General features: G+C 61.6%; 12 protein-coding genes. 8 read left to right on the top strand and 4 right to left on the bottom strand.

Translation table 11 applies throughout. The features are described from left to right. Positions 1-381: 381 nt before the first annotated feature. On the bottom strand, positions 382-1,263 hold the full coding sequence (locus ABH945_RS23385) for an isocitrate lyase/PEP mutase family protein (RefSeq protein WP_074768838.1): 882 nt from the start codon (positions 1,261-1,263) through the stop codon (positions 382-384). A 170-nt stretch (positions 1,264-1,433) separates the two neighbouring features. Between ABH945_RS23385 and prpR the strand changes: the two genes are divergently transcribed. The 4 genes from prpR (at position 1,434) to ABH945_RS23405 (ending at position 7,403) form a co-directional block, all read left to right on the top strand. Then, the gene (gene prpR, locus ABH945_RS23390) at positions 1,434-3,476 is read left to right on the top strand and encodes a propionate catabolism operon regulatory protein PrpR (RefSeq protein ID WP_429252078.1); all 2,043 of its coding nucleotides are present in this window, start codon (positions 1,434-1,436) and stop codon (positions 3,474-3,476) included. 137 nt (positions 3,477-3,613) lie between these two features. Beyond that, positions 3,614-4,177: an alkyl hydroperoxide reductase subunit C gene (ahpC, locus tag ABH945_RS23395; RefSeq protein WP_074768836.1), complete on the top strand. Its 564-nt coding sequence runs from the start codon at positions 3,614-3,616 to the stop codon at positions 4,175-4,177. Positions 4,178-4,352: 175 nt separating this feature from the next. Further along, positions 4,353-5,942: an alkyl hydroperoxide reductase subunit F gene (gene ahpF / locus ABH945_RS23400; protein WP_074768834.1), complete on the top strand. Its 1,590-nt coding sequence runs from the start codon at positions 4,353-4,355 to the stop codon at positions 5,940-5,942. Between the two features lie 306 nt (positions 5,943-6,248). Further along, positions 6,249-7,403, top strand: coding sequence for an alkane 1-monooxygenase (locus tag ABH945_RS23405; protein ID WP_429252079.1), 1,155 nt, complete (start codon positions 6,249-6,251; stop codon positions 7,401-7,403). An 85-nt stretch (positions 7,404-7,488) separates the two neighbouring features. Here ABH945_RS23405 and ABH945_RS23410 read toward each other — a convergent pair whose 3' ends face one another. After that, positions 7,489-7,902, bottom strand: coding sequence for a DoxX family protein (locus ABH945_RS23410; RefSeq protein WP_074768830.1), 414 nt, complete (start codon positions 7,900-7,902; stop codon positions 7,489-7,491). Between the two features lie 86 nt (positions 7,903-7,988). After that, positions 7,989-8,714, bottom strand: coding sequence for a pirin family protein (locus ABH945_RS23415; RefSeq protein ID WP_074768828.1), 726 nt, complete (start codon positions 8,712-8,714; stop codon positions 7,989-7,991). A gap of 135 nt (positions 8,715-8,849) precedes the next feature. Here ABH945_RS23415 and ABH945_RS23420 point away from each other — a divergent pair, with 135 nt between their 5' ends. The 3 genes from ABH945_RS23420 (at position 8,850) to katE (ending at position 13,267) form a co-directional block, all read left to right on the top strand. After that, positions 8,850-9,740, top strand: a complete 891-nt coding sequence (locus ABH945_RS23420) for a LysR family transcriptional regulator (RefSeq protein WP_429252080.1) — start codon at positions 8,850-8,852, stop codon at positions 9,738-9,740. A gap of 373 nt (positions 9,741-10,113) precedes the next feature. Beyond that, a complete protein-coding gene (locus ABH945_RS23425; RefSeq protein WP_074768824.1) occupies positions 10,114-11,010 on the top strand; it encodes a MipA/OmpV family protein in 897 nt (298 codons plus the stop codon). Between the two features lie 145 nt (positions 11,011-11,155). Further along, on the top strand, positions 11,156-13,267 hold the full coding sequence (gene katE, locus ABH945_RS23430; RefSeq protein ID WP_429252081.1) for a catalase HPII: 2,112 nt from the start codon (positions 11,156-11,158) through the stop codon (positions 13,265-13,267). A gap of 133 nt (positions 13,268-13,400) precedes the next feature. Here the strand turns inward: katE and treA are convergent, their stop codons facing one another. After that, positions 13,401-15,209: an alpha,alpha-trehalase TreA gene (gene treA / locus ABH945_RS23435; protein WP_429252082.1), complete on the bottom strand. Its 1,809-nt coding sequence runs from the start codon at positions 15,207-15,209 to the stop codon at positions 13,401-13,403. A gap of 283 nt (positions 15,210-15,492) precedes the next feature. Here treA and ABH945_RS23440 point away from each other — a divergent pair, with 283 nt between their 5' ends. Continuing rightward, the gene (locus ABH945_RS23440) at positions 15,493-19,071 is read left to right on the top strand and encodes a response regulator (protein WP_074771118.1); all 3,579 of its coding nucleotides are present in this window, start codon (positions 15,493-15,495) and stop codon (positions 19,069-19,071) included. Positions 19,072-19,090: the final 19 nt, after the last annotated feature.

Raw genomic sequence — 19,090 nt, forward strand, 5'->3', positions numbered from 1 at the left:
GATTTAAACGGAGATTGAGGCGCACGCGAGGCGGTGATCGCGTGACAGTGCATCGTCAGGACTGAATCGTAACGCAATAAATCGCGCCATACCGTGCGGGAGGGCATGCATGGCGCATGCCGCCCGTGTTCGAAGCGGGCTGATGGTGTTCGGAACTGACGGTGAGGACCCGCGTGTGGGGTGGGCTTCCCGCTGTCTGTGATACGAGGTGCGGCTTGCGCCTGGGCGCTTTGCTGAGTCGCCGAGCGGGTGAGCGAGTGCGTGAGCACGTCATGCGCGGCGAATTCACCGGGAAAGAAGTGGTAACGCGGCGAGCCGCGACGGCCAGCGCCACATCACGCCGCCGACAACCGAACCCGCCGCCTTTCCCTTGCTTACAACTCAGTCCTTCGCCGCGTACTCGCGATCCAGCTTGTCATACAGCGGCTTGTTCACCAGTCGCTGACGTTCGCTGAACGGCGCGACCAGCGTCGCGTCTTCGTCGAGCCGTCCGTTGCCTTTCAGCGAACCGAGCGCGCGCTGCATTCCGAGTACCGCGCCCTGCAGCGCCGCGTTTGCGTACAGCACGATGCCGTAACCGAGTTTCGCGAGAGCCTCGCGCGATTGCACCGGCGTCTTGCCGCCGATCACGATGTTGATCAACTGCGGCTTGTCGAACAGCGACGGCAGACGTTCGATGTCGGCCAGCGATTCGGTGGCTTCGATAAACAGAATGTCCGCGCCTGCCTCGATAAACCGGTGACCGCGCTCGATCGCGTCTTCGATGCCGTGCACGGCCGCCGAATCGGTGCGCGCCATGATCTGCAGATTGCCGTCTTCGCGGGCATCGACGGCCGCGCGGATCTTGCCGACCATCTCGCTCGCGCTGACCACTTCCTTGCCCGAAAAGTGGCCGCATTTTTTCGGCATGACCTGGTCTTCGAACTGGATCACGTCCGCGCCGCTGCGCTCCAGCACGCGCACGGTCTGCCGCACGTTCAGCGCGTTGCCGAAGCCCGTGTCGGCGTCGACGATCAGCGGCAGCGCGACCGCATCACGAATCCGCGCCGTGTGTTCGGCGACCTCCGCGAGTCCGATGAAGCCCAGATCGGGCAGGCCGAGCGACATATTGGTGACGCCCGCGCCGGTGATGTAAAGCGCTTCGAAACCGGCGTCCTCGATCACGCGCGCGCTCATTGCATTGAACGCGCCGGGCACGAGCAGGCCCTGGCGTTCGTTGACTTTGGCGCGGAACGCGGCGCGGCGGGCGGCAGTGGTGGTCATGGTGGGGTGTCTCCAGAAAGGGGGATTGCCAAACAATGGCCGTTATTTTGCAGGAAGCGTGCCATTGGGCGGTGGTGCGTTGCTTTCTCTTGTTAATCAGTGGCTTGGCGCGTTACTGGCTGCGCGATGCGTTCGTGGCAAAATAAGCCTGCCGTTCCATGAAACGTTTCATGGAACGTTTCAAATTCAGCCGGAGCGCCGCGTTGTCCACTTTCACGTCGTCTGTTGCGAATCTCGATCCCGGCCGGCCGGGCGTCGCTCTCGTGAGTATCAGCCGCTTGCAGTCGCTTTGCGAGACGGTCGCGCCGCGCTACGCCGGCCGCGCCCGGTTCTTTTCGGTGCGCGAGGGTTACGGCGCGGCCGTCGCCGCGTTGCAGACCTACGTGGATGCCGGCGCGGTCGACGTCGTGCTCGCCGCCGGATCGAACGGTGCGTATCTGCGCGAACACCTGAGCGTGCCGGTCGTGATGGTCAAGGTGAACGGCTTCGACGTGCTGAGCGCGATCACGCGCGCCACCACCACCTGGCCCGGCGCGCGGATCGGCCTGGTGCTGCACGAAACGATTTCACACGAACTCGCCGATCTGACGCCGTGGCTGAACATCGGGCTGAAACAGCACGCTTACCGCTCCATCGACGAAGTGCGAGTAGCGGTCGACCAGCTCGCCGCCGACGGTTGCAGCGTCATCATCGGCCCGGGCATGGCTTGCGATGTCGCGCAGCAGGCGGGGCTGGAGAGCGTATTTCTGTACTCGCTCGGAGCGGTCGAGGAGGCGTTCGAGCGCTCGGTCGAACTGGCGCGTGTGAGTCGTCAGAAAGAGTCGAAGCGGGTGCGGCTGAACACGATCGTCGCGCATCTGCGCGATGGCGTCGCCGCGTTCGACGAGGCGGGGCAACTCGAAGCCGTCAACCCGGCGATGCTTGAATTGCTGGGTTTGAATGCATCGACGACGAACGCGGATCGCGAACCGGACATGCCCGCGCAGGTGGCCCGCGCCGTTGCACCGCTGCTGCGCGAAACTCTGGCCCGCGATCAGCCGATCGAGGAGCGCATCGAGCAGATCGGCGCGCGCTCGCTGATCGTCAACTGCATGCCGATCGTCGAGCAGGGTATCCGCTCCGGCTCGGTGGTGACGGCGCAGGACGCGCTGGTCGCGCAACGGATCGACCGCACGCTGCGCACCAGCCAGCGGCCGAAGCATCTGGTCGCGCGGCATCGGCTGGACGATCTGATCGGCGCGTCGGCGGCGCTCGAACGGGTGCGCCGCCTCGCGCGCGCGGGCGCGGCGCACGATGCCACCGTGCTGCTCACCGGCGAAAGCGGCACCGGCAAGGAGCTGGTCGCGCAGGGCATCCATAACGCGAGCCGGCGGCGCGGCAATCCGTTCGTCGCGTTCAACTGCGCGGCGTTGCCGGAGGGCCTGATCGAAAGCGAACTGTTCGGCCACGAGGAGGGCGCGTTCACCGGCGCGCGCCGGGGCGGCAAGCCGGGCCTGTTCGAAATCGCCCACACCGGCACGATTTTTCTCGATGAAATCGGCGAAATGCCGCCTGCGCTGCAGAGCCGGCTGCTGCGCGTATTGCAGGAACGCGAGGTGATGAAGCTCGGTTCGGGACGCGCTACGCCGGTCGACGTGCGGGTAATCGCCGCGACTCATCGAGACTTGCATGCGCTCGTCGGGCAGGGGGCGTTTCGCACGGATTTGTATTTTCGTCTTAATCTGCTTCAGATAGAATTGCCGCCGCTGCGCGAACGGCGCGACGATATCGAGCCGCTGGCGCGCCACTTGTTAAGCCGGAACACGCTCCAATATGGTCTTGCAGATGCGGCGCCTGGCCGGGTGCTCAGGTTTCTTGCACCGCTTTTCGAGCACTACGCGTGGCCTGGCAACGTGCGGGAACTGGAAAATCTGCTGGCGCGCGCCGCGATTTATCTGGACGGCAGCGACGGCAGTGACATAGCCGCCGGCAGCACGCCGCAGGATTGGCAAGCGGTATTCCCCGAATTTGGACGGATGACGCAAACGCTGCATCGCTCCAAACCGGTGGCGAACGGCTTACATTCCATTGCACGCGGCGAGACCGGCCGCCCGGCCACACCGACCCGCGACGAGGTGCTCCACGCCCTCGAACTGGCGGGTGGCAATCGCGCCGCGGCAAGCCGGGCGCTGGGCATAGGCCGCACGACGCTCTGGCGGCTTCTGAAGGACTGACACCGGTGCGATAGGCGCCGCGCCCGAAATAAATAGTGTCAGACTATCGCTATGATTAAAACAATCCGCTTTACCTATTAAGCGTCGTCTGAGATACTGACTCCACTTTCCAACCACCCAGAAAGAGGACTCAGCAAATGCCGATCATCAACAGTCAAGTCAAACCGTTCAAGGCACAGGCTTATCACAACGGCGATTTCGTGACCGTCACTGAAGAAAGCCTGAAGGGCAAGTGGTCGGTTTTCGTTTTCTATCCGGCCGACTTCACGTTTGTTTGCCCGACCGAACTGGGTGACCTGGCCGATCGTTACGCCGAATTCCAGAAGCTCGGCGTCGAAATCTACAGCGTGTCGACCGATACGCACTTCACGCACAAGGCATGGCACGACACGTCGGACACGATCCAGAAGATCAAGTACCCGATGATCGCCGATCCGACGCTGGCAATCTCGCGCGCTTTCGACGTGCTGATCGAAGAAGAAGGCCTGGCACTGCGCGGCACGTTCGTGATCAACCCGGAAGGCGAGATCAAGCTGTCGGAAGTGCACGACAACGGTATCGGCCGTGACGCAGGCGAACTGCTGCGCAAGGTGCAGGCTGCTCAATACGTCGCATCGCACCCGGGTGAAGTTTGCCCCGCCAAGTGGACGCCGGGCGCTGACACGCTGACGCCGTCGCTGGACCTGATCGGCAAGATCTAAGGTCTAAGGTCTGACGGTCCAAAGCGACCCGAAGCAGTAAGCGCTTCACAGCGCATCGGCAGTACCGTGCGAATCGCTTGATGCAGCGATTCGCGCGTGCCCGGGCCGTACCCGTCCTACCCGGACGGCGTGCGGCGCCGGGAACCCAACACCCACGTCACGGAATCGAATCGCCATGCTTGATGCCAACCTCAAGACCCAGTTGAAAACGTACCTCGAAAAGGTTAGTAACCCTATCGAGATCGTCGCCTCGCTCGACGACAGCGCGAAATCGCAGGAATTGCTGGCATTGCTGAACGATATCGCGACGTTGTCGGAACGTGTCACCGTCATCGAACGCCGTGGCGATAGCGAACGCAAGCCGTCGTTCTCGATCAGCCAGCCTGGCAAGGATACGGGCATCCGCTTCGCGGGCATTCCGATGGGACATGAATTCACGTCGCTCGTCCTCGCGTTGCTGCAGGTCGGCGGCCACCCGGTCAAACTCGACGATGCGGTGATCGAACAGATCCGCAATCTCGACGGCGACTATCAATTCGAAACGTATTTTTCGCTGTCATGCCAGAACTGCCCGGAAGTCGTCCAGGCGCTGAACGTGATGGCGCTGATCAACCCGCGCATCCGCCACGTGGCGATCGACGGCGCGCTGTTCCAGAACGAAGTCGAAGCGCGCCAGATCATGGCGGTACCGACCATGTTCATGAACGGCGAAGTGTTCGGCCAGGGCCGCAGCGGTGTGAAGGAAATCCTCGCGAAACTCGACACCAACGCCGGTGCGCGTGCCGCGAAGGAACTGGAAAAGAAGCCGGTGTTCGACACGTTGATCGTCGGCGGCGGCCCGGCGGGTGCGGCGGCGGCAATTTATTCGGCGCGCAAGGGCATTGCGACGGGTGTCGTCGCGGAACGCTTCGGCGGTCAGGTGCTCGACACGCTCGCCATCGAAAACTTTGTCTCGGTGACGGAAACCGAAGGGCCGAAGTTCGCGACCGCGCTCGAACAGCACGTGAAGACGTATGAAGTCGACATCATGGACGTGCAGCGCGCCGAAGCGCTGATCCCGGGGCGCATCAACGAGGTGCGTCTGGCGAATGGCGCGGTGCTGAAGGCGAAGACCGTGATTCTGGCAACCGGTGCGCGCTGGCGCGAGATCAACGTGCCGGGCGAGCGCGAGTATCGCAATCATGGCGTAGCGTACTGCCCGCACTGCGATGGGCCGCTGTTCAAGGGCAAGCGCGTTGCAGTGATCGGCGGCGGCAATTCGGGCGTCGAAGCGGCAATCGACCTCGCGGGTATCGTCCGCGAAGTGACGCTGTTCGAATTCGGCGCGACGCTGCGTGCCGACGAAGTGCTGCAACGCAAGCTGCGCAGCCTGCCGAACGTAACCATCGTCACGCAGGCTCAGACCACCGAAATCACCGGCGACGGCAAGAAGGTCAACGGTCTGGTCTACAAGGACCTGCGTTCGGGAGAAGTGAAAACGGTCGAACTGGAAGGCGTATTCGTGCAGATCGGTCTCGTGCCGAACACCGAATGGCTGAAAGGCACGGTCGAGTTGTCGAAGCACGGCGAGATCGTCGTCGATGCACGCGGCGCGACGTCGGTGCCGGGCGTGTTCGCCGCCGGCGACGTGACCACGGTCCCGTTCAAGCAGATCGTGATTGCAGTGGGCGAGGGCGCGAAGGCATCGTTGTCGGCATTCGATCACCTGATCCGCAATAGCGAAGAAGTGGAAGCGGTCAGCGTGGCGGAAGCGGAAGCTGTCTGATTCGAGTATCCGGTAGTGTGGTAGTTGTTGTATCGAACGGCGGCCTGCGGGCCGCCGTTTTTATTTGCTTTCGCGTTTCCGCCCGCATGCACGCAATGTGCGCTGCAACACGTCATCCAACGCCTGTTTCATTCGCCCGCTCGAACCGCGTGACATATGCGCGCTTTGCGAGGCGATTGTTTGGAGACTCTCACCTGGCCGGATTCTCTGGCTATCCTTCGCGTCAGACCATATAAATCTGGGAGTTAGAAAACGTTCGCCCGCGCAAACTTGCGACGTGTCGGACGATAAAAAAGGAGGGAGACAATGTCGACAACGGATGCGGCCCGCGACCGGTGGACCGATAGCAAGCGCTACTTGTGGCTGCTCGGCGCGCTCACGATCACTTTGCCTTTGCACGCTGCGTGGCTCGCGCTGTCCACCGGGTGGCACATCTTCTGGTGGTTTGGGCCGATCTTCGTCTTCACGATCATTCCCGTGGCCGACTATCTGATCGGCGACGACACCAGCAATCCGCCCGACGACGTCGTTCCCACGCTGGAGAAAGAGCGCTACTACCGCCGCATCGTCTATCTCGCGACGTGTGCCGAATACGTGTCGTTCTTCGGCGCATTATGGATTGTCGCGACGCATACGCTGGTCTGGTACGACTACGTGGGCTTCGCGTTATCGCTTGGCGCGGCGACGGGCGTGTCGATCAACACCGCGCACGAACTCGGCCACAAGACCGACCGCTTCGAACGATGGCTCGCGAAAATTACGCTGGCGCCGGTCGCATACGGTCATTTTTTCGTCGAACACAATCGCGGTCACCATGTGCGCGTGGCGACCGCCGCCGATCCGGCCAGCGCGCGCTACGGCGAGTCGTTCTGGGCATTTTTGCCGCGCACGGTGTCGGGCAGCATTGCGTCCGCGTGGCGGCTCGAAAAGCACCGGCTCGAACGCCTCGGCAAATCGCCGTGGACGTGGCGCAATGAAGTGCTGCACGCATGGGCGATGACGGTGGTGTTGTGGGGCGCGGCGATCGCGTTATTCGGCCTGAAGGTGCTGCCGTTCCTGCTGATCCAGGCGGTTTATGGTGCGTCATTGCTCGAAGTGGTCAATTATCTCGAGCACTACGGACTTGGCCGCAAGCAGCTTGCGAGCGGCCGCTATGAGCGCTGTCAGCCGCAGCATTCGTGGAATAGCAATCGCGTTGTGACGAACCTGTTTCTGTACCAGTTGCAGCGCCACGCCGATCATCATGCGAATCCGACTCGCTCGTTTCAGGCGCTACGTCATTTCGACGATGCGCCGCAATTGCCGTCCGGCTACGCGACGATGATCATGCTCGCGTATGTCCCGCCGTTATGGTTTCGCGTGATGAATCCGCGAGTCGTCGCGCATTATGGCGGGAACATGGTGCAGTCGAATATCAGGCCTGCGATTCGTGAGCGTGTGCTGGCGGAATTCGCGGGATAGTTGCGCGTATATCACGGCAAAACAAAAAAGCCGCGTGGCATCTTTCGATGCCGCGCGGCTTTTAACTGAAACGATGCGAGTACTTTTAACGCCGGTCGATCGAGTACTTGCCTGCACCGGTCACGCACAACAGCAGCAGTCCGCCGATCACGCTGATGTTTTTGTAGAAGTGGATCATGTTGTCGTATTGCGCGGCGCCGGTCATGTTCCAGTAGTGGTGCCCGATGAACGCGGTGCCCAGCGTATAAACCGCGAGTACCAACGCCAGCGGCCGCGTGTAAAAGCCCACCACGAGTGCGACGCCGACCACGAATTCCATCACCACAGCGATGATCGCCGACAACTCGGGCACAGGCGCGCCAGTCGATGTCATATACGCTACGGTGCCGGAGAAGCCGGTCAGTTTCGACCAGCCAAACATCACGAACAGCACCATCAACAGGATGCGGGCGACGAGAATGACCGCGTCTTTCTGGTTTTCAAACAGTGTGTAGCGCATGATTTTTTATCGATGATTCAGGTATTGAAGGAGAGTGATTCGCCGGCATCAAAAGCCGGCGAATCATGTTTAAACCAGCAGGCAACTCAAGCCCACATCGCCGATGTCTCGATGTTTCGCAGATCGAACACCAGCACTTCCGCATCGTGGCCTTGCGTGAAGGTCAGCGCTTCTTCTCCGCGCACTCGCGCACCGTCGCCTTCATTCAGCTCGACGCCGTTCACCGTGACCTTGCCGCGCGCCACCTGAACATACGCATACCGGTCGCTCGCCAATTCGAGCCGCGCCGTCTCATCGCCGTCGAACAGACCTGCATACACCCGCGCATCCTGCTGCACTACCAGCGATTCGTTCGCGCCGTCCGGTGACAGGATCAGGCGCAGCGCACCACGCTTCTGGTCCGCACCAAAATGCCGCTGCTGGTAACGCGGCGTCGTGCCCATCTCGCCCGGTGCGATCCAGATCTGCATGAAGTGGACCGGCTCCGTCTTCGAATGGTTGTATTCGCTGTGCGCCACGCCGGTTCCGGCGCTCATCAACTGGACGTCGCCGGGCACGATCACCGAGCCGGTGCCCATCGTGTCCTTATGTTCGAGCGCGCCTTCCAGCACGTACGAGAAGATTTCCATGTCGCGGTGCGGGTGCTTGCCGAAACCCTGAGCCGGTGCGACGCGGTCGTCGTTGATCACCAGCAGGTCGGAGAAGCCGTTCTGCTTCGGATCGTGATAGTGCGCAAAGGAAAACGTGTGACGCGAGCTAAGCCAGCCGTGTTCGGCACGGCCACGTTGATTGGCGTGTCTGATTTCGAGCATCTTGTTCTCTCCTTGGGTTGTGCGATCCGGGCAGTTGTTTGTTTGTCCGCGATCCATGAACGACAGTGTAGGTCAATCTGGATGGCTATAATCGATGCAAAATTGGAAACACTGTCACCATGGAGTGGACAATAAATGCAACTCGAAGACATGCGGATCTTCGTCGCCACGGTCGACGCGCGTAACTTCACCGCCGCAGCGAGCCGGCTCTCGTTGTCCAAGCAGTTCGTCAGCCGACGCGTGATGGCGCTGGAAGAAGCGCTCGGCGTGCAACTGCTGATCCGCAATACGCGCAAGCTGGCGGTGACCGAACTCGGGCAGGAGTTCTACGAGCGCGCGCGGCGCATCCTCGGTGAAGTCGAGGATGCCGAGCAGGCCATGTCGCTGCGACGCGCGGGGCCGCGCGGGCTGTTACGTGTGAGCGCGCCGATGTCGTTCGGGATGATGCATCTGTCGCCGCTGGTGGCGATGTTTCTGCGCGAGAACGGCGAGGTGCGCTTCGACATGGAATTGAGCGATCGCACGGTCGACGTGGTCGGCGAAGGATTCGACATGGCGATCCGCATCGGCGTATTGCCCGACTCCACGCTGATCGCGCAGAAACTGGTCGACGTGCGGATGGTCGCGTGTTGCAGCCCCGGTTACGCAAGGCGTCGCGGCAAGCCGGCGGTCCCGGCCGATCTCGCGCGTCATGCGTGTCTGCTTTACGGGCACGGCGGCGCGGTCAGCTGGGATTTTGTCGTCGACGGGACGGTGAAAGGGGTTGAGGTTCACGGACCGTTGCGCGCTAACAATGGCGATCTGATTCGCGATGCGGCGGTGGCGGGGCTCGGCATTGTCCGGCTGCCGGATTTCATCGTCGCCGATGCGCTCAGGAGCGGGCAACTGATGCCCGTGCTCGAAGACTTCCTGCCGGGCGCGACCAGCGTGTACGCGGTTTATCCGCAGCATCGGCAAAGCTCGGTGACGATACGGGCATTCGTCGAATTCCTGCGCGCGCAACTGCGGAAGCAGTTCGCGGTTTAAATTTTTCGCGTGGCGTGGGGTGGCGCGTGTGTAGGCGTTGGCAGGGGTTCGTGCCTTAACGCGTACCGCGGCCCGATCCGCGAATTGATGTTCTCAACGCAGCCACCCGAACATTCCTTCAAATCCCTTGGCGCAAATTTTGCACATAGGCCTCTGTCGGCAAATCTTGCGCATGAACCTGTTCATACAAAAAGCGCTGTCAGGCGGGTGTCAGCCAATATGAAGCGGTTCTCGTCCAGATAACGCGTGTCGATCGTTGAAAAAATTACGTGCCTTACACAGCAGCGCCTCGAGTTCCCCGGCTCTTTCAACCGCGATGAACCTCGGCGCGCGACTCTAACCCTTTCGCGATACGCGAAATCGGAGGCTTCTGGTGTTGAACAGCCGTAGAAAGCGGGGCGGCCAGCTTCGCAATAAACAAACAAGCATCGCGGCAACGTCTCTGGTTGCAGCGACCCTCGGCGGCATCGCCTTCCTGCCGGCCTCGGCTTCGGCTCAAACGCCTTCGCCATTGGGTGAGTGGCAATACTCGGTTGGCATCCCATTGCAGAAGATGTGGCAGCCGACCATTCCCGACTGGCAAGTGCGTCTTGGCGCGGCCAGTTCGTTCCAGCCGCGCTTCGAAGGCTCGGATCGTTATCACATCGTGGCCGGCCCGAGTATCGACGTGCGCTACAAGGATCTGTTTTTCCTGTCGAGCGGCGAAGGTTTCGGCGTCAATTTCGCACAGGGCCAGAACTGGCGCGCGAGTCTCGCCGCCGTCTACGATCTCGGCCGACGCGCGCAGGACGATCCACAGGAGCTGAACGGACTCGGCAACATCAACGCGGCACCGGGTCTCAAACTCGCGGCCGAATACGTCATTTCGAAGGACTTCCCGCTCGTGCTGCGAGCGGACGTGCGGCGCTATTTCGGCGGATCGAATGGCTGGATCGGCGATTTGGGTGCGTATATGCCGATGCCGGGCAGCACGAAGCAGTTCTTCTGGTTCGCGGGGCCGAACGTGTCGCTGGCCGACTCGAACTATATGAACAGCTGGTTCGGCGTGAATCAGACTCAGGCTGCGCACTCGCAGTATCAGCAGTATCACGCGAGTGCCGGATTCAAATCGGTGGGCTTCGGGATCAGCGCGGTCTGGTTGTTCAACAAGCACTGGTTCGCGACCGCAGACGGCGCTTTCGAACAGTTGGTGGGCAGCGCCGGCAACAGTCCGATTACGCGCAGCAAGGCGACCGGCGTGGCGGATATCTCCATCAACTATCGCTTCTGACGTAACACGTTTTCCTGCTGGTAAGGCTTCTGTATCAAACCCGCGCTGCGCGTTCGCGTACGCGCGGGTATATCGCTTGCTGACTTCTTGTTGCGCGTCAAACCGGCTTTTCAACGGCGCGCCAGAACACAAGGAGTCGATCCCCATGGCAGGAAAAACGAATTCGCAGAAGCCCGCGGCAAAGAACGCGCAGGCTGGTGATCCGAAATCGAAGGATCTGGAAAAATTTCGCGTCAAGCCGGACGGTGAAGCGCTGAGAACCAATCAGGGCGTCAAGATTTCCGACAACCAGAACACGTTGCGCGCCGGTCCGCGCGGACCGTCTCTGCTTGAAGATTTCATCATGCGTGAAAAGATCACGCACTTCGATCACGAACGTATTCCTGAGCGCATCGTGCATGCACGCGGTTCGGCGGCGCACGGCGTGTTTCAGGTTTACGAGTCGATGAGCGAATACACGAAGGCGGCGTTTCTGCAGGACCCCTCGGAGCAGACGCCCGTTTATGTGCGCTTCTCCACGGTGCAAGGTCCGCGTGGTTCCGCCGATACAGTGCGCGACGTGCGCGGTTTTGCGGTGAAGTTCTACACGCAGGAAGGCAATTACGATCTGGTCGGCAATAACATGCCGGTGTTTTTTATTCAGGATGCCATCAAGTTCCCGGACTTCGTGCATGCGGTGAAACCGGAAGCGCCGAACGAAATGCCAACCGGCGGTTCCGCGCACGATACCTTCTGGGACTTTGTATCGCTCGTGCCCGAGTCCGCGCATATGGTGCTGTGGACCATGTCAGACCGCGCGATTCCCCGCAGCTTGCGCACGATGGAAGGCTTCGGCATTCATACGTTCCGCTTCGTGAATGCCGAGGGTAAAGGGCGATTCGTTAAATTCCACTGGCGTCCGGTACTGGGTTCTTACTCGCTGCTATGGGATGAGGCGCAGAAACTTGCGGGCAAAGACCCGGATTTTCATCGACGCGATTTGTGGGAGTCGATTGAACGGGGTGACTTCCCGGAGTTTGAACTCGGCGTGCAGATTGTCGAGGAAGAAGACGAGCACAAGTTCGACTTCGACCTTCTCGATCCGACCAAGCTGATTCCTGAAGAACTGGTGCCGGTGAAAATCGTCGGCAAGATGACGCTCAATCGCAATCCGGATAACTTCTTCGCCGAGACTGAACAGGTGGCGTTCCATCCAGGCCATGTCGTGCCGGGTATCGATTTCTCGAACGATCCTCTGCTGCAAGGGCGCCTGTTTTCTTACACGGATACGCAGATCAGCCGCCTCGGCGGACCGAATTTCCATGAGATTCCGATCAACCGTCCGGTATGCCCATATGTCAACAATCAGCGCGATGCGATGCATCGGCAGACAATCAATGTCGGGCAGGCTTCGTATGAGCCGAATTCGCTGAGCGGCGGCTGGCCTAAGGAAACCGATCCCGCGCCGTCGGACGGCGGCTTCGAAAGTTATCAGGAGCGCGTGGAAGGCACGAAGATTCGCGTGCGCAGCGAGTCGTTCGCCGATCATTTCTCGCAGGCCGCGCTGTTCTATAACAGCATGTCGCAACCGGAGAAGGACCATATCGCCGCGGCGTATCAATTCGAACTCGGCAAGGTGACGAAGCCGGAGATACGCGCTCGCGTGGTCAACGAGATTCTTGCGAATTTCGATGCGGGCCTGGCGGCGCAAGTTGCCGAAGGTTTGGGTCTTCCTGCGCCGAAGAAGGGGACGGCGAAGCTGGCGGGTCCGAAGGAGTCGCCTGCGTTGAGCCTGCTCAATCGTGTGCAGCCGGGTATCAAGACTCGCAAGATTGCGTTGCTGGCCGCGCCCGGTTCGGATGGCGCGGCGATTAAAAAGCTTCAGCAGGCGCTGCAGGGCGAGGGCGCTGCGCCGATGCTGATTGCGCCGACACTGGCTGCCATCGACGGCATGGCGCCCGATGCGACGATTGCCGGCCTGCCTTCGATCATGTTCGACGCGGTCATCGTAGTGGGCGGCGATGCGGGCGCGAAGGTGCTGGCGCAATCGGGAGACGCGCGGCATTTTGTGCTTGAAGCGTTCAAGCATCTGAAGGCGATCGCGGCGATCGGTGCGGGGCGAGACGTGCTCGTGGCCGCGCAATTGCCGGACAATGCGGACGGCGTATTTACCGGTGACGACAAGAAGGCGACGGACGTGCTCAAGGCGTTCATCCAGGCGGCAGAACAGCATCGCGTGTGGTCGCGTGCGGCGCAGGCGGAATCGGTGCCTGCGTAATTTGCCTGAGTGGTCTGAGTGGTCTGAGTGCTCTGGAAGTGACACGCTGAAGTAAAACTGGCCGGTGCTGTTCAGACCGGCCAGTTTTTTATGCACGACCGCGGCAGTGCGAAATCAGCCGCGCGAACTGTGCCTAAGGATTCACCCGCGTCCCACGCAGCCGGTGCGTATTTTTAGACGCGGCCGCCGCCGATGCCGCCGCAGCCGACACCCCCGCCGGCCCTTCGGGAATATCGCTGGGCCGCGCGGCCTGGGCCGATTGCGGATACATCACCAGCAGTGCGCGCAGCACACCGTTGGTCCATCCAAAGCCGTCCTGCAACGGATATTCGCCGCCTCCCGCCGACACACCCGGTGTCGCCGCATCGACATCGTATTTCTCCACGAGCTTCCCCGTGTGCTGGTAATAGTCGACGTTGGTCCTGATCCAGCGCGTCGCGATGGTGCGCGCCAGTTCCGACTCGCCATACCGCCGCAATCCCAGCACGGCCAGATATTGCAGCGGCGCCCAGCCGTTCGGCGCATCCCATTGCTGACCGCTATTCACTTGCGTGGTCGCAAGCCCGCCCGGACGCAACAATTCACGTTGCACGGTCGCGGCCACCGCCTTCGCCTGCTGGCGGCTGGCTACGCCCGTATATAGCGGATACACGGTCGCCGCCGTCAGCCGGTGAGTCAACGTGCGATTCACAAAATCGTAATCGCCGAACGCCTGCAATTGCGGGTCCCACAACACGCGACGAATCGCATCGGCACGCGTGGCCGCGCGCTGCTCCATGTTCTCCGCGTGCGTAACGTCGCCGCGCATCCGGTAAGCCTTCGCCAGCGTGTGCTCCAGATCGACCAGCAGGCTGTTCAGATCGACCGGCACGAGCGAAGTCACGTCGACGGTGGCCAGCGTCTTGCCGTCTGCAAACCAGCGCGAGCTGAAATCCCAGCCGGTCTCGCCGCCTGCCCGCAAATTGCGCCACAGGTCCGCGGAATCGCGTTGCGGCGTCTGCTGCGCGGTCAGCACGTCTTCGCGATACGACTCGTCACGCGGCGTCGCGCGCTCGTCCCAGTAGCGGTTAAATAACGTTCCGTCCGCGAGACGCACGACATGACGGCTCGCGTGACCGGCGGGCAGCCCTTCGCTGCCGTTCATCCAGTACGCGTATTCGCGCTGCAATTCGGGCAGATACTGCGCATAGACGGCATCGCCGTCTTTTTCCGCGACGAGCCGGACCATCTGCGAAAAGAACGGCGGTTGCGAGCGGCTCAGATAGTAAGTGCGGTTGCCGTTCGGAATATGGCCGTAGCGGTCGATCAAGGTCGCGAAGTTCTTCAATTCGTCGACTACCAGCGCATGCTGCCCGCTCTGTTCGAGACCGAGCATGATGAAATACGAGTCCCAGTAATAGATTTCGTCGAAACGGTCGCCCGGCACGATGTACGGATACGGCAGCGGCAGCAGCGACGACCACGGACTCGCGGTCGCATCCGGCTCGCGGCGCAAAACGTTCCATAACGTATCGATGTGATCGACCACGCTCTGGTTCGGATCGGACACGTACGCTTTCGCGGTGCGCGCAGGCAGCGTGAAGTTCTTCTTTACGAAATCGGCGAGGTTGAAGTTGGGCTGCTGCTTCGCGTCGTCGTAAGCCGCGGCGATTTGCGCTGGCGGCGCTAGTGGAACCATGTCCGCGAAAGTCTTGCTGTCGGGGTACAGATGCGCGAGCTGCACGTCGCGATATAACGCCGGATATTGCTCCGACGGCGGCACGGCCACGACCGGTGACGCCTGCGTAGGCGGCTCGACATGCACGGCGACGTGCGTGATGCCGGAGGTGGCGGCGGGCGAAGGCTGGTCCGCGATGGCCAGCGAAACGTGCCACGCGAAGGCGGCGGCGAGAACAGTGCGCGTGGCGGCGCGGGAAAGGCAGAGCAGGTCTTGAGAAGGCATCGGCTACCGGTTGGGAGTGGAAGGCGCTAACAGTCAAAACTGGTCCGACGATTCAGCAAGCCGGACGGCGTAAATGCTTCTTCACATGATTGACCCGCATCCGCTGCGCAAAGTTGCGTACATCGGCAATAGCCCGCCCAGCAAGCCTAACCGGGCGCACCAGCATCTCAAAAACAAGCCTCATCCTGTATGATGACGGCCCATAGAGAGCGACAAAAAAATCGCGCGAAAATCCGAAAAATATTCCGAATCGATTTGATTCGCCATGCCGAAGACAGAAAAAATGACCGCATCGCAGGCCGTCGACCAGAATCGTTTTCGCAGCATCATCCGCCGCAACATAGCTTTGCCTTTGGGTGTCGGGCTCGTCACGATGGCGGTGTTTCTCGGGCTGATCGCCTATCTCGTGTCGACGATGAACTGGGCCGAGCATTCCGAGCGCGTGATCGGTCAGGCCAATGAAATGCTGCGTCTCGCGGTCGATCGCGAATCGTCGATGCGCGGTTTTCTGATCACGGGCGACGAGAGTTTTCTCGCGCCTTATGAAACCGGTGGCCCCAAATTCAAGGCGCAGATCGAAACGCTGCAGGAGGCCGTCGCCGACAATCCGCCGCAAGTCGAAAGGCTCAAGCAGATCCAGGCGATCCAGCAGCGCTGGAGCCGTTACGCCGAGGAGATGATCGACTCGCGTCGCCGGAATCAGAACTTCGAAGCGGCGGTGTCGAGCGGGCGCGGCAAAATCGAATTCGACGAAACGCGCCGCGAATTCGACGAATTTCTCGATGTCGAATTGCATTTGCGCCAGGACCGCGCCGAAGCCACGCGCCGGGTCACGACTACGCTGGTGAGCGTATTCCTGCTGTTCAGCCTGATCGTGAGCGCACTGCTCGCGTGGATGGGGCGCCGCGAACTGCTGAGCCTCTCGTCCACCTACGACGGCGTATTACGTCAGCAGGCCGAGCAAACGGAGGTCTTGCAGGAACAGGTCTGGTTGCGCTCCGGTCAGCGCCTGCTGGCCGAAAAAGTCGTCGGCCTGGCCAGCCCGCAGTTGGTGGGTCGCGCGATGCTCGACTTCCTTGCCCAATATCTGGATGCGGCCGTCGCCGCGCTTTACGTCCGCGATAAACAGCACGGTACGCTGCGCCGCATCGCTGCGTTTGGTTTCAGCCGCGAAAGCGAGCAGGCTGCCGCGCGCAGTTTCGAGGAAGGCGAAACGCTGGTCGGCCAGGCGGCCGCCGCGCGCCGCGCCATTGTGTTGCGCGACGTGCCGGACAACTACGTGCAAGTCGTGTCGGCGACCGGCAAAAGTGCGCCTAAAAGCCTGCTCATCCTGCCGATCGAAAACGACGGTCAGGTCAACGGCGTGGTCGAGCTGGGCTTTATCCGCGAGTTGACGCCACGTGACCAGGAGTTCATGGAACTGGTCGCCAACAGCATGGGCGATTTTGTCGAGGCGGCGTTGTATCGCGAGCGTTTGCAGGACGCGCTGGCAGAAACCCAGCAGTTGAACGAAGAGCTTCAGGTGCAGCAGGAAGAACTGCGCGTCTCGAACGAAGGGCTGGAAGAACGCGGCCGCGCGTTGATGGAATCGCAAACACGGCTCGAAGCGCAGCAGGCCGAACTCGAACAGACCAACGTCCAACTCGAGGAATATGCGCAACGTCTGGAGCGTCAGAAGTCGGATCTGCTGCGCGCACAGGACGACCTCGCGGCGAACGCGGCGCGTCTCGAACAGTCGAGCCGCTACAAGTCCGAATTCCTCGCCAACATGTCGCACGAATTGCGCACGCCGCTGAACAGTTCGCTGATTCTCGCGCGGCTGTTGCAGCAGAACCGCACCGGCAATCTCACCGAAGAGCAGGTGCGCTACGCGGAAACGATTCACGCATCGAATAGCGATCTGCTGGTCCTGATCAACGACATTCTCGATCTGTCGAAAGTCGAGGCGGGACAGGTCACGGTCGAACTCGAAACGGTGTCGATCGATGCGACGCTGCAATCGCTCGAAGAAATGTTCAAACCGCTGGCCGGTGCAAAGCATTTGCGCCTCGCATTCGACCGTTTGCCGGGTGCACCGGACACCTTCGTCACCGACGGTCAGCGGGTCACGCAGATTCTGCGCAACCTGCTGTCGAACGCGGTGAAGTTCACGGAGCACGGCGAGGTTGCGCTGGCGGTGGCGCCCGCCGAAGACAACATGCTGCGTATCGACGTGCGCGATTCCGGCATCGGTATCGCTGCCGACAAGCTGGAGATGATCTTCGAAGCATTCCAGCAGGCCGATGGTTCGACCAGCCGTCAATACGGCGGCAGTGGGCTGGGTCTGTCGATTTCGCGTGAGTTCTCGCGTCTGCTCGGCGGCCGGATCACCGTCGCGAGCGAAGTCGGCAAGGGCAGTGTGTTCACGCTGTGGCTGCCGCTGGACGGTGAAGCCGCGCTGGCTGCAACGGGGCACGGTACGGCAGCGCCGGTGTCGTCCGCGCCCGCGCCGTCGGTCATCGCGGCCAGGCCGCTTGCAAGCGCGCCTGCCGCCTTCCAGGCGGCCCCGGAGCCGCTGTTGATCCATACGCCGTCCGCCAGTGTCCAGACCGCGGTGATCACGCCCGCCAACGGCCTGACAGCAGGCAACGCGCCCGAGAGCACCAGCGGCCCGATTGCCGACGACCGTAACAATCGCACCCGTGTGGGCCGTCTGATCGTCGCGGTCGAAGACGATCTCGCGTTCGCCGAAATCCTGCGCGATCTGACGCATGAACTCGACTTCGATTTCGTTCACGCGAGCGATGCCGCCAGCGGCCTCGCACTGGTGCGCGACATGTGCCCGGCGGCGGTGCTGCTCGACGTAGGCCTGCCGGACCGCTCGGGTCTGACCGTGCTGGAGTGGCTCAAGAACGATCCGGCGACGCGTCATATCCCGATCCATATCGTGTCGGCCACGGACCACGCCGACAAGGCGCTGCACCTTGGCGCGATCGGCTACACGCTCAAGCCGACCGCGCGCAGCACGATGGAAGCCGCGATCCGCCGACTCGAAGCGCGTTTGCAGCAGCGCCTCAAACGCGTGCTCGTGATCGAGGACGACGGGCCGATGCGCGAAAGTATCCGAGCGCTGCTGCAGAGCGACAACACCGAGATCGTCGCCGTCGCGACGTTGTCGGAAGCGCTCGAGTACCTGTCGAAGTTCTCGTTCGATTGCGTCGTCACCGATCTCGCGCTGCCCGACGGCACTGGCTACGATCTGCTGGAGCGGCTTGCGTCGAACACCGCGCATGCATCGCTGCCGGTGATCGTCTACACGGGCCGCATGCTCTCCGATGATGAAGAGCACCGCCTGCGCCGCTATTCGAAATCGATCATCATCAAGGGTGCAAAATCGCCGGAACGTCTGCTCGACGAGGTGACGCTGTTCCTACACAGTGTGGAGTCGTCGCTCGCGCCCGAGCAGCAGCGCATGTTGCGCACGGTGCGTCAGCGCGACAACGCGTTCGAGGGCCGCACGATCCTGCTCGCCGAGGACGACGTCCGCAATATCTTCGCGCTGTCGCACGTGCTGGAGCCGCTCGGCGCGACGTTGCAGATTGCACGCAACGGCCGCGAAGCGCTGGAGGCGCTCGAAACCGGGCCCGAAGTGCATCTGATCCTGATGGACATCATGATGCCGGAGATGGACGGCCTCACCGCGATGGGCGAGATTCGCCGCAATCCGCGCTTCGCGCATTTGCCGATCATCGCGCTGACCGCGAAAGCGATGGCGAACGACCGCACGCGTTGTCTCGAAGCGGGCGCGGACGATTACGTGTCGAAGCCGATCGACGTGGACAAGCTCGTCGCGCTCTGCCGCGTGTGGCTGCGTCAACGGTAATGCGGTAGTCAGAAAACTG

The sequence above is a fragment of the Paraburkholderia sp. GAS333 genome (assembly GCF_050435665.1).
Classification (GTDB): Bacteria; Pseudomonadota; Gammaproteobacteria; order Burkholderiales; family Burkholderiaceae; genus Paraburkholderia; species Paraburkholderia fungorum_A.

Bases quoted from the DNA above. Each gene is read 5' to 3' on its own strand.
- ABH945_RS23440 (WP_074771118.1), top strand. From the start codon at position 15,493: ATGACCGCATCGCAGGCCGTCGACCAGAATCGTTTTCGCAGCATCATC.
- katE (WP_429252081.1), top strand. From the start codon at position 11,156: ATGGCAGGAAAAACGAATTCGCAGAAGCCCGCGGCAAAGAACGCGCAG.
- ABH945_RS23405 (WP_429252079.1), top strand. From the start codon at position 6,249: ATGTCGACAACGGATGCGGCCCGCGACCGGTGGACCGATAGCAAGCGC.
- prpR (WP_429252078.1), top strand. From the start codon at position 1,434: ATGGAACGTTTCAAATTCAGCCGGAGCGCCGCGTTGTCCACTTTCACG.
- ABH945_RS23415 (WP_074768828.1), bottom strand. From the start codon at position 8,714: ATGCTCGAAATCAGACACGCCAATCAACGTGGCCGTGCCGAACACGGC.
- ahpC (WP_074768836.1), top strand. From the start codon at position 3,614: ATGCCGATCATCAACAGTCAAGTCAAACCGTTCAAGGCACAGGCTTAT.
- ABH945_RS23410 (WP_074768830.1), bottom strand. From the start codon at position 7,902: ATGCGCTACACACTGTTTGAAAACCAGAAAGACGCGGTCATTCTCGTC.
- ABH945_RS23420 (WP_429252080.1), top strand. From the start codon at position 8,850: ATGCAACTCGAAGACATGCGGATCTTCGTCGCCACGGTCGACGCGCGT.
- treA (WP_429252082.1), bottom strand. From the start codon at position 15,209: ATGCCTTCTCAAGACCTGCTCTGCCTTTCCCGCGCCGCCACGCGCACT.
- ABH945_RS23385 (WP_074768838.1), bottom strand. From the start codon at position 1,263: ATGACCACCACTGCCGCCCGCCGCGCCGCGTTCCGCGCCAAAGTCAAC.
- ahpF (WP_074768834.1), top strand. From the start codon at position 4,353: ATGCTTGATGCCAACCTCAAGACCCAGTTGAAAACGTACCTCGAAAAG.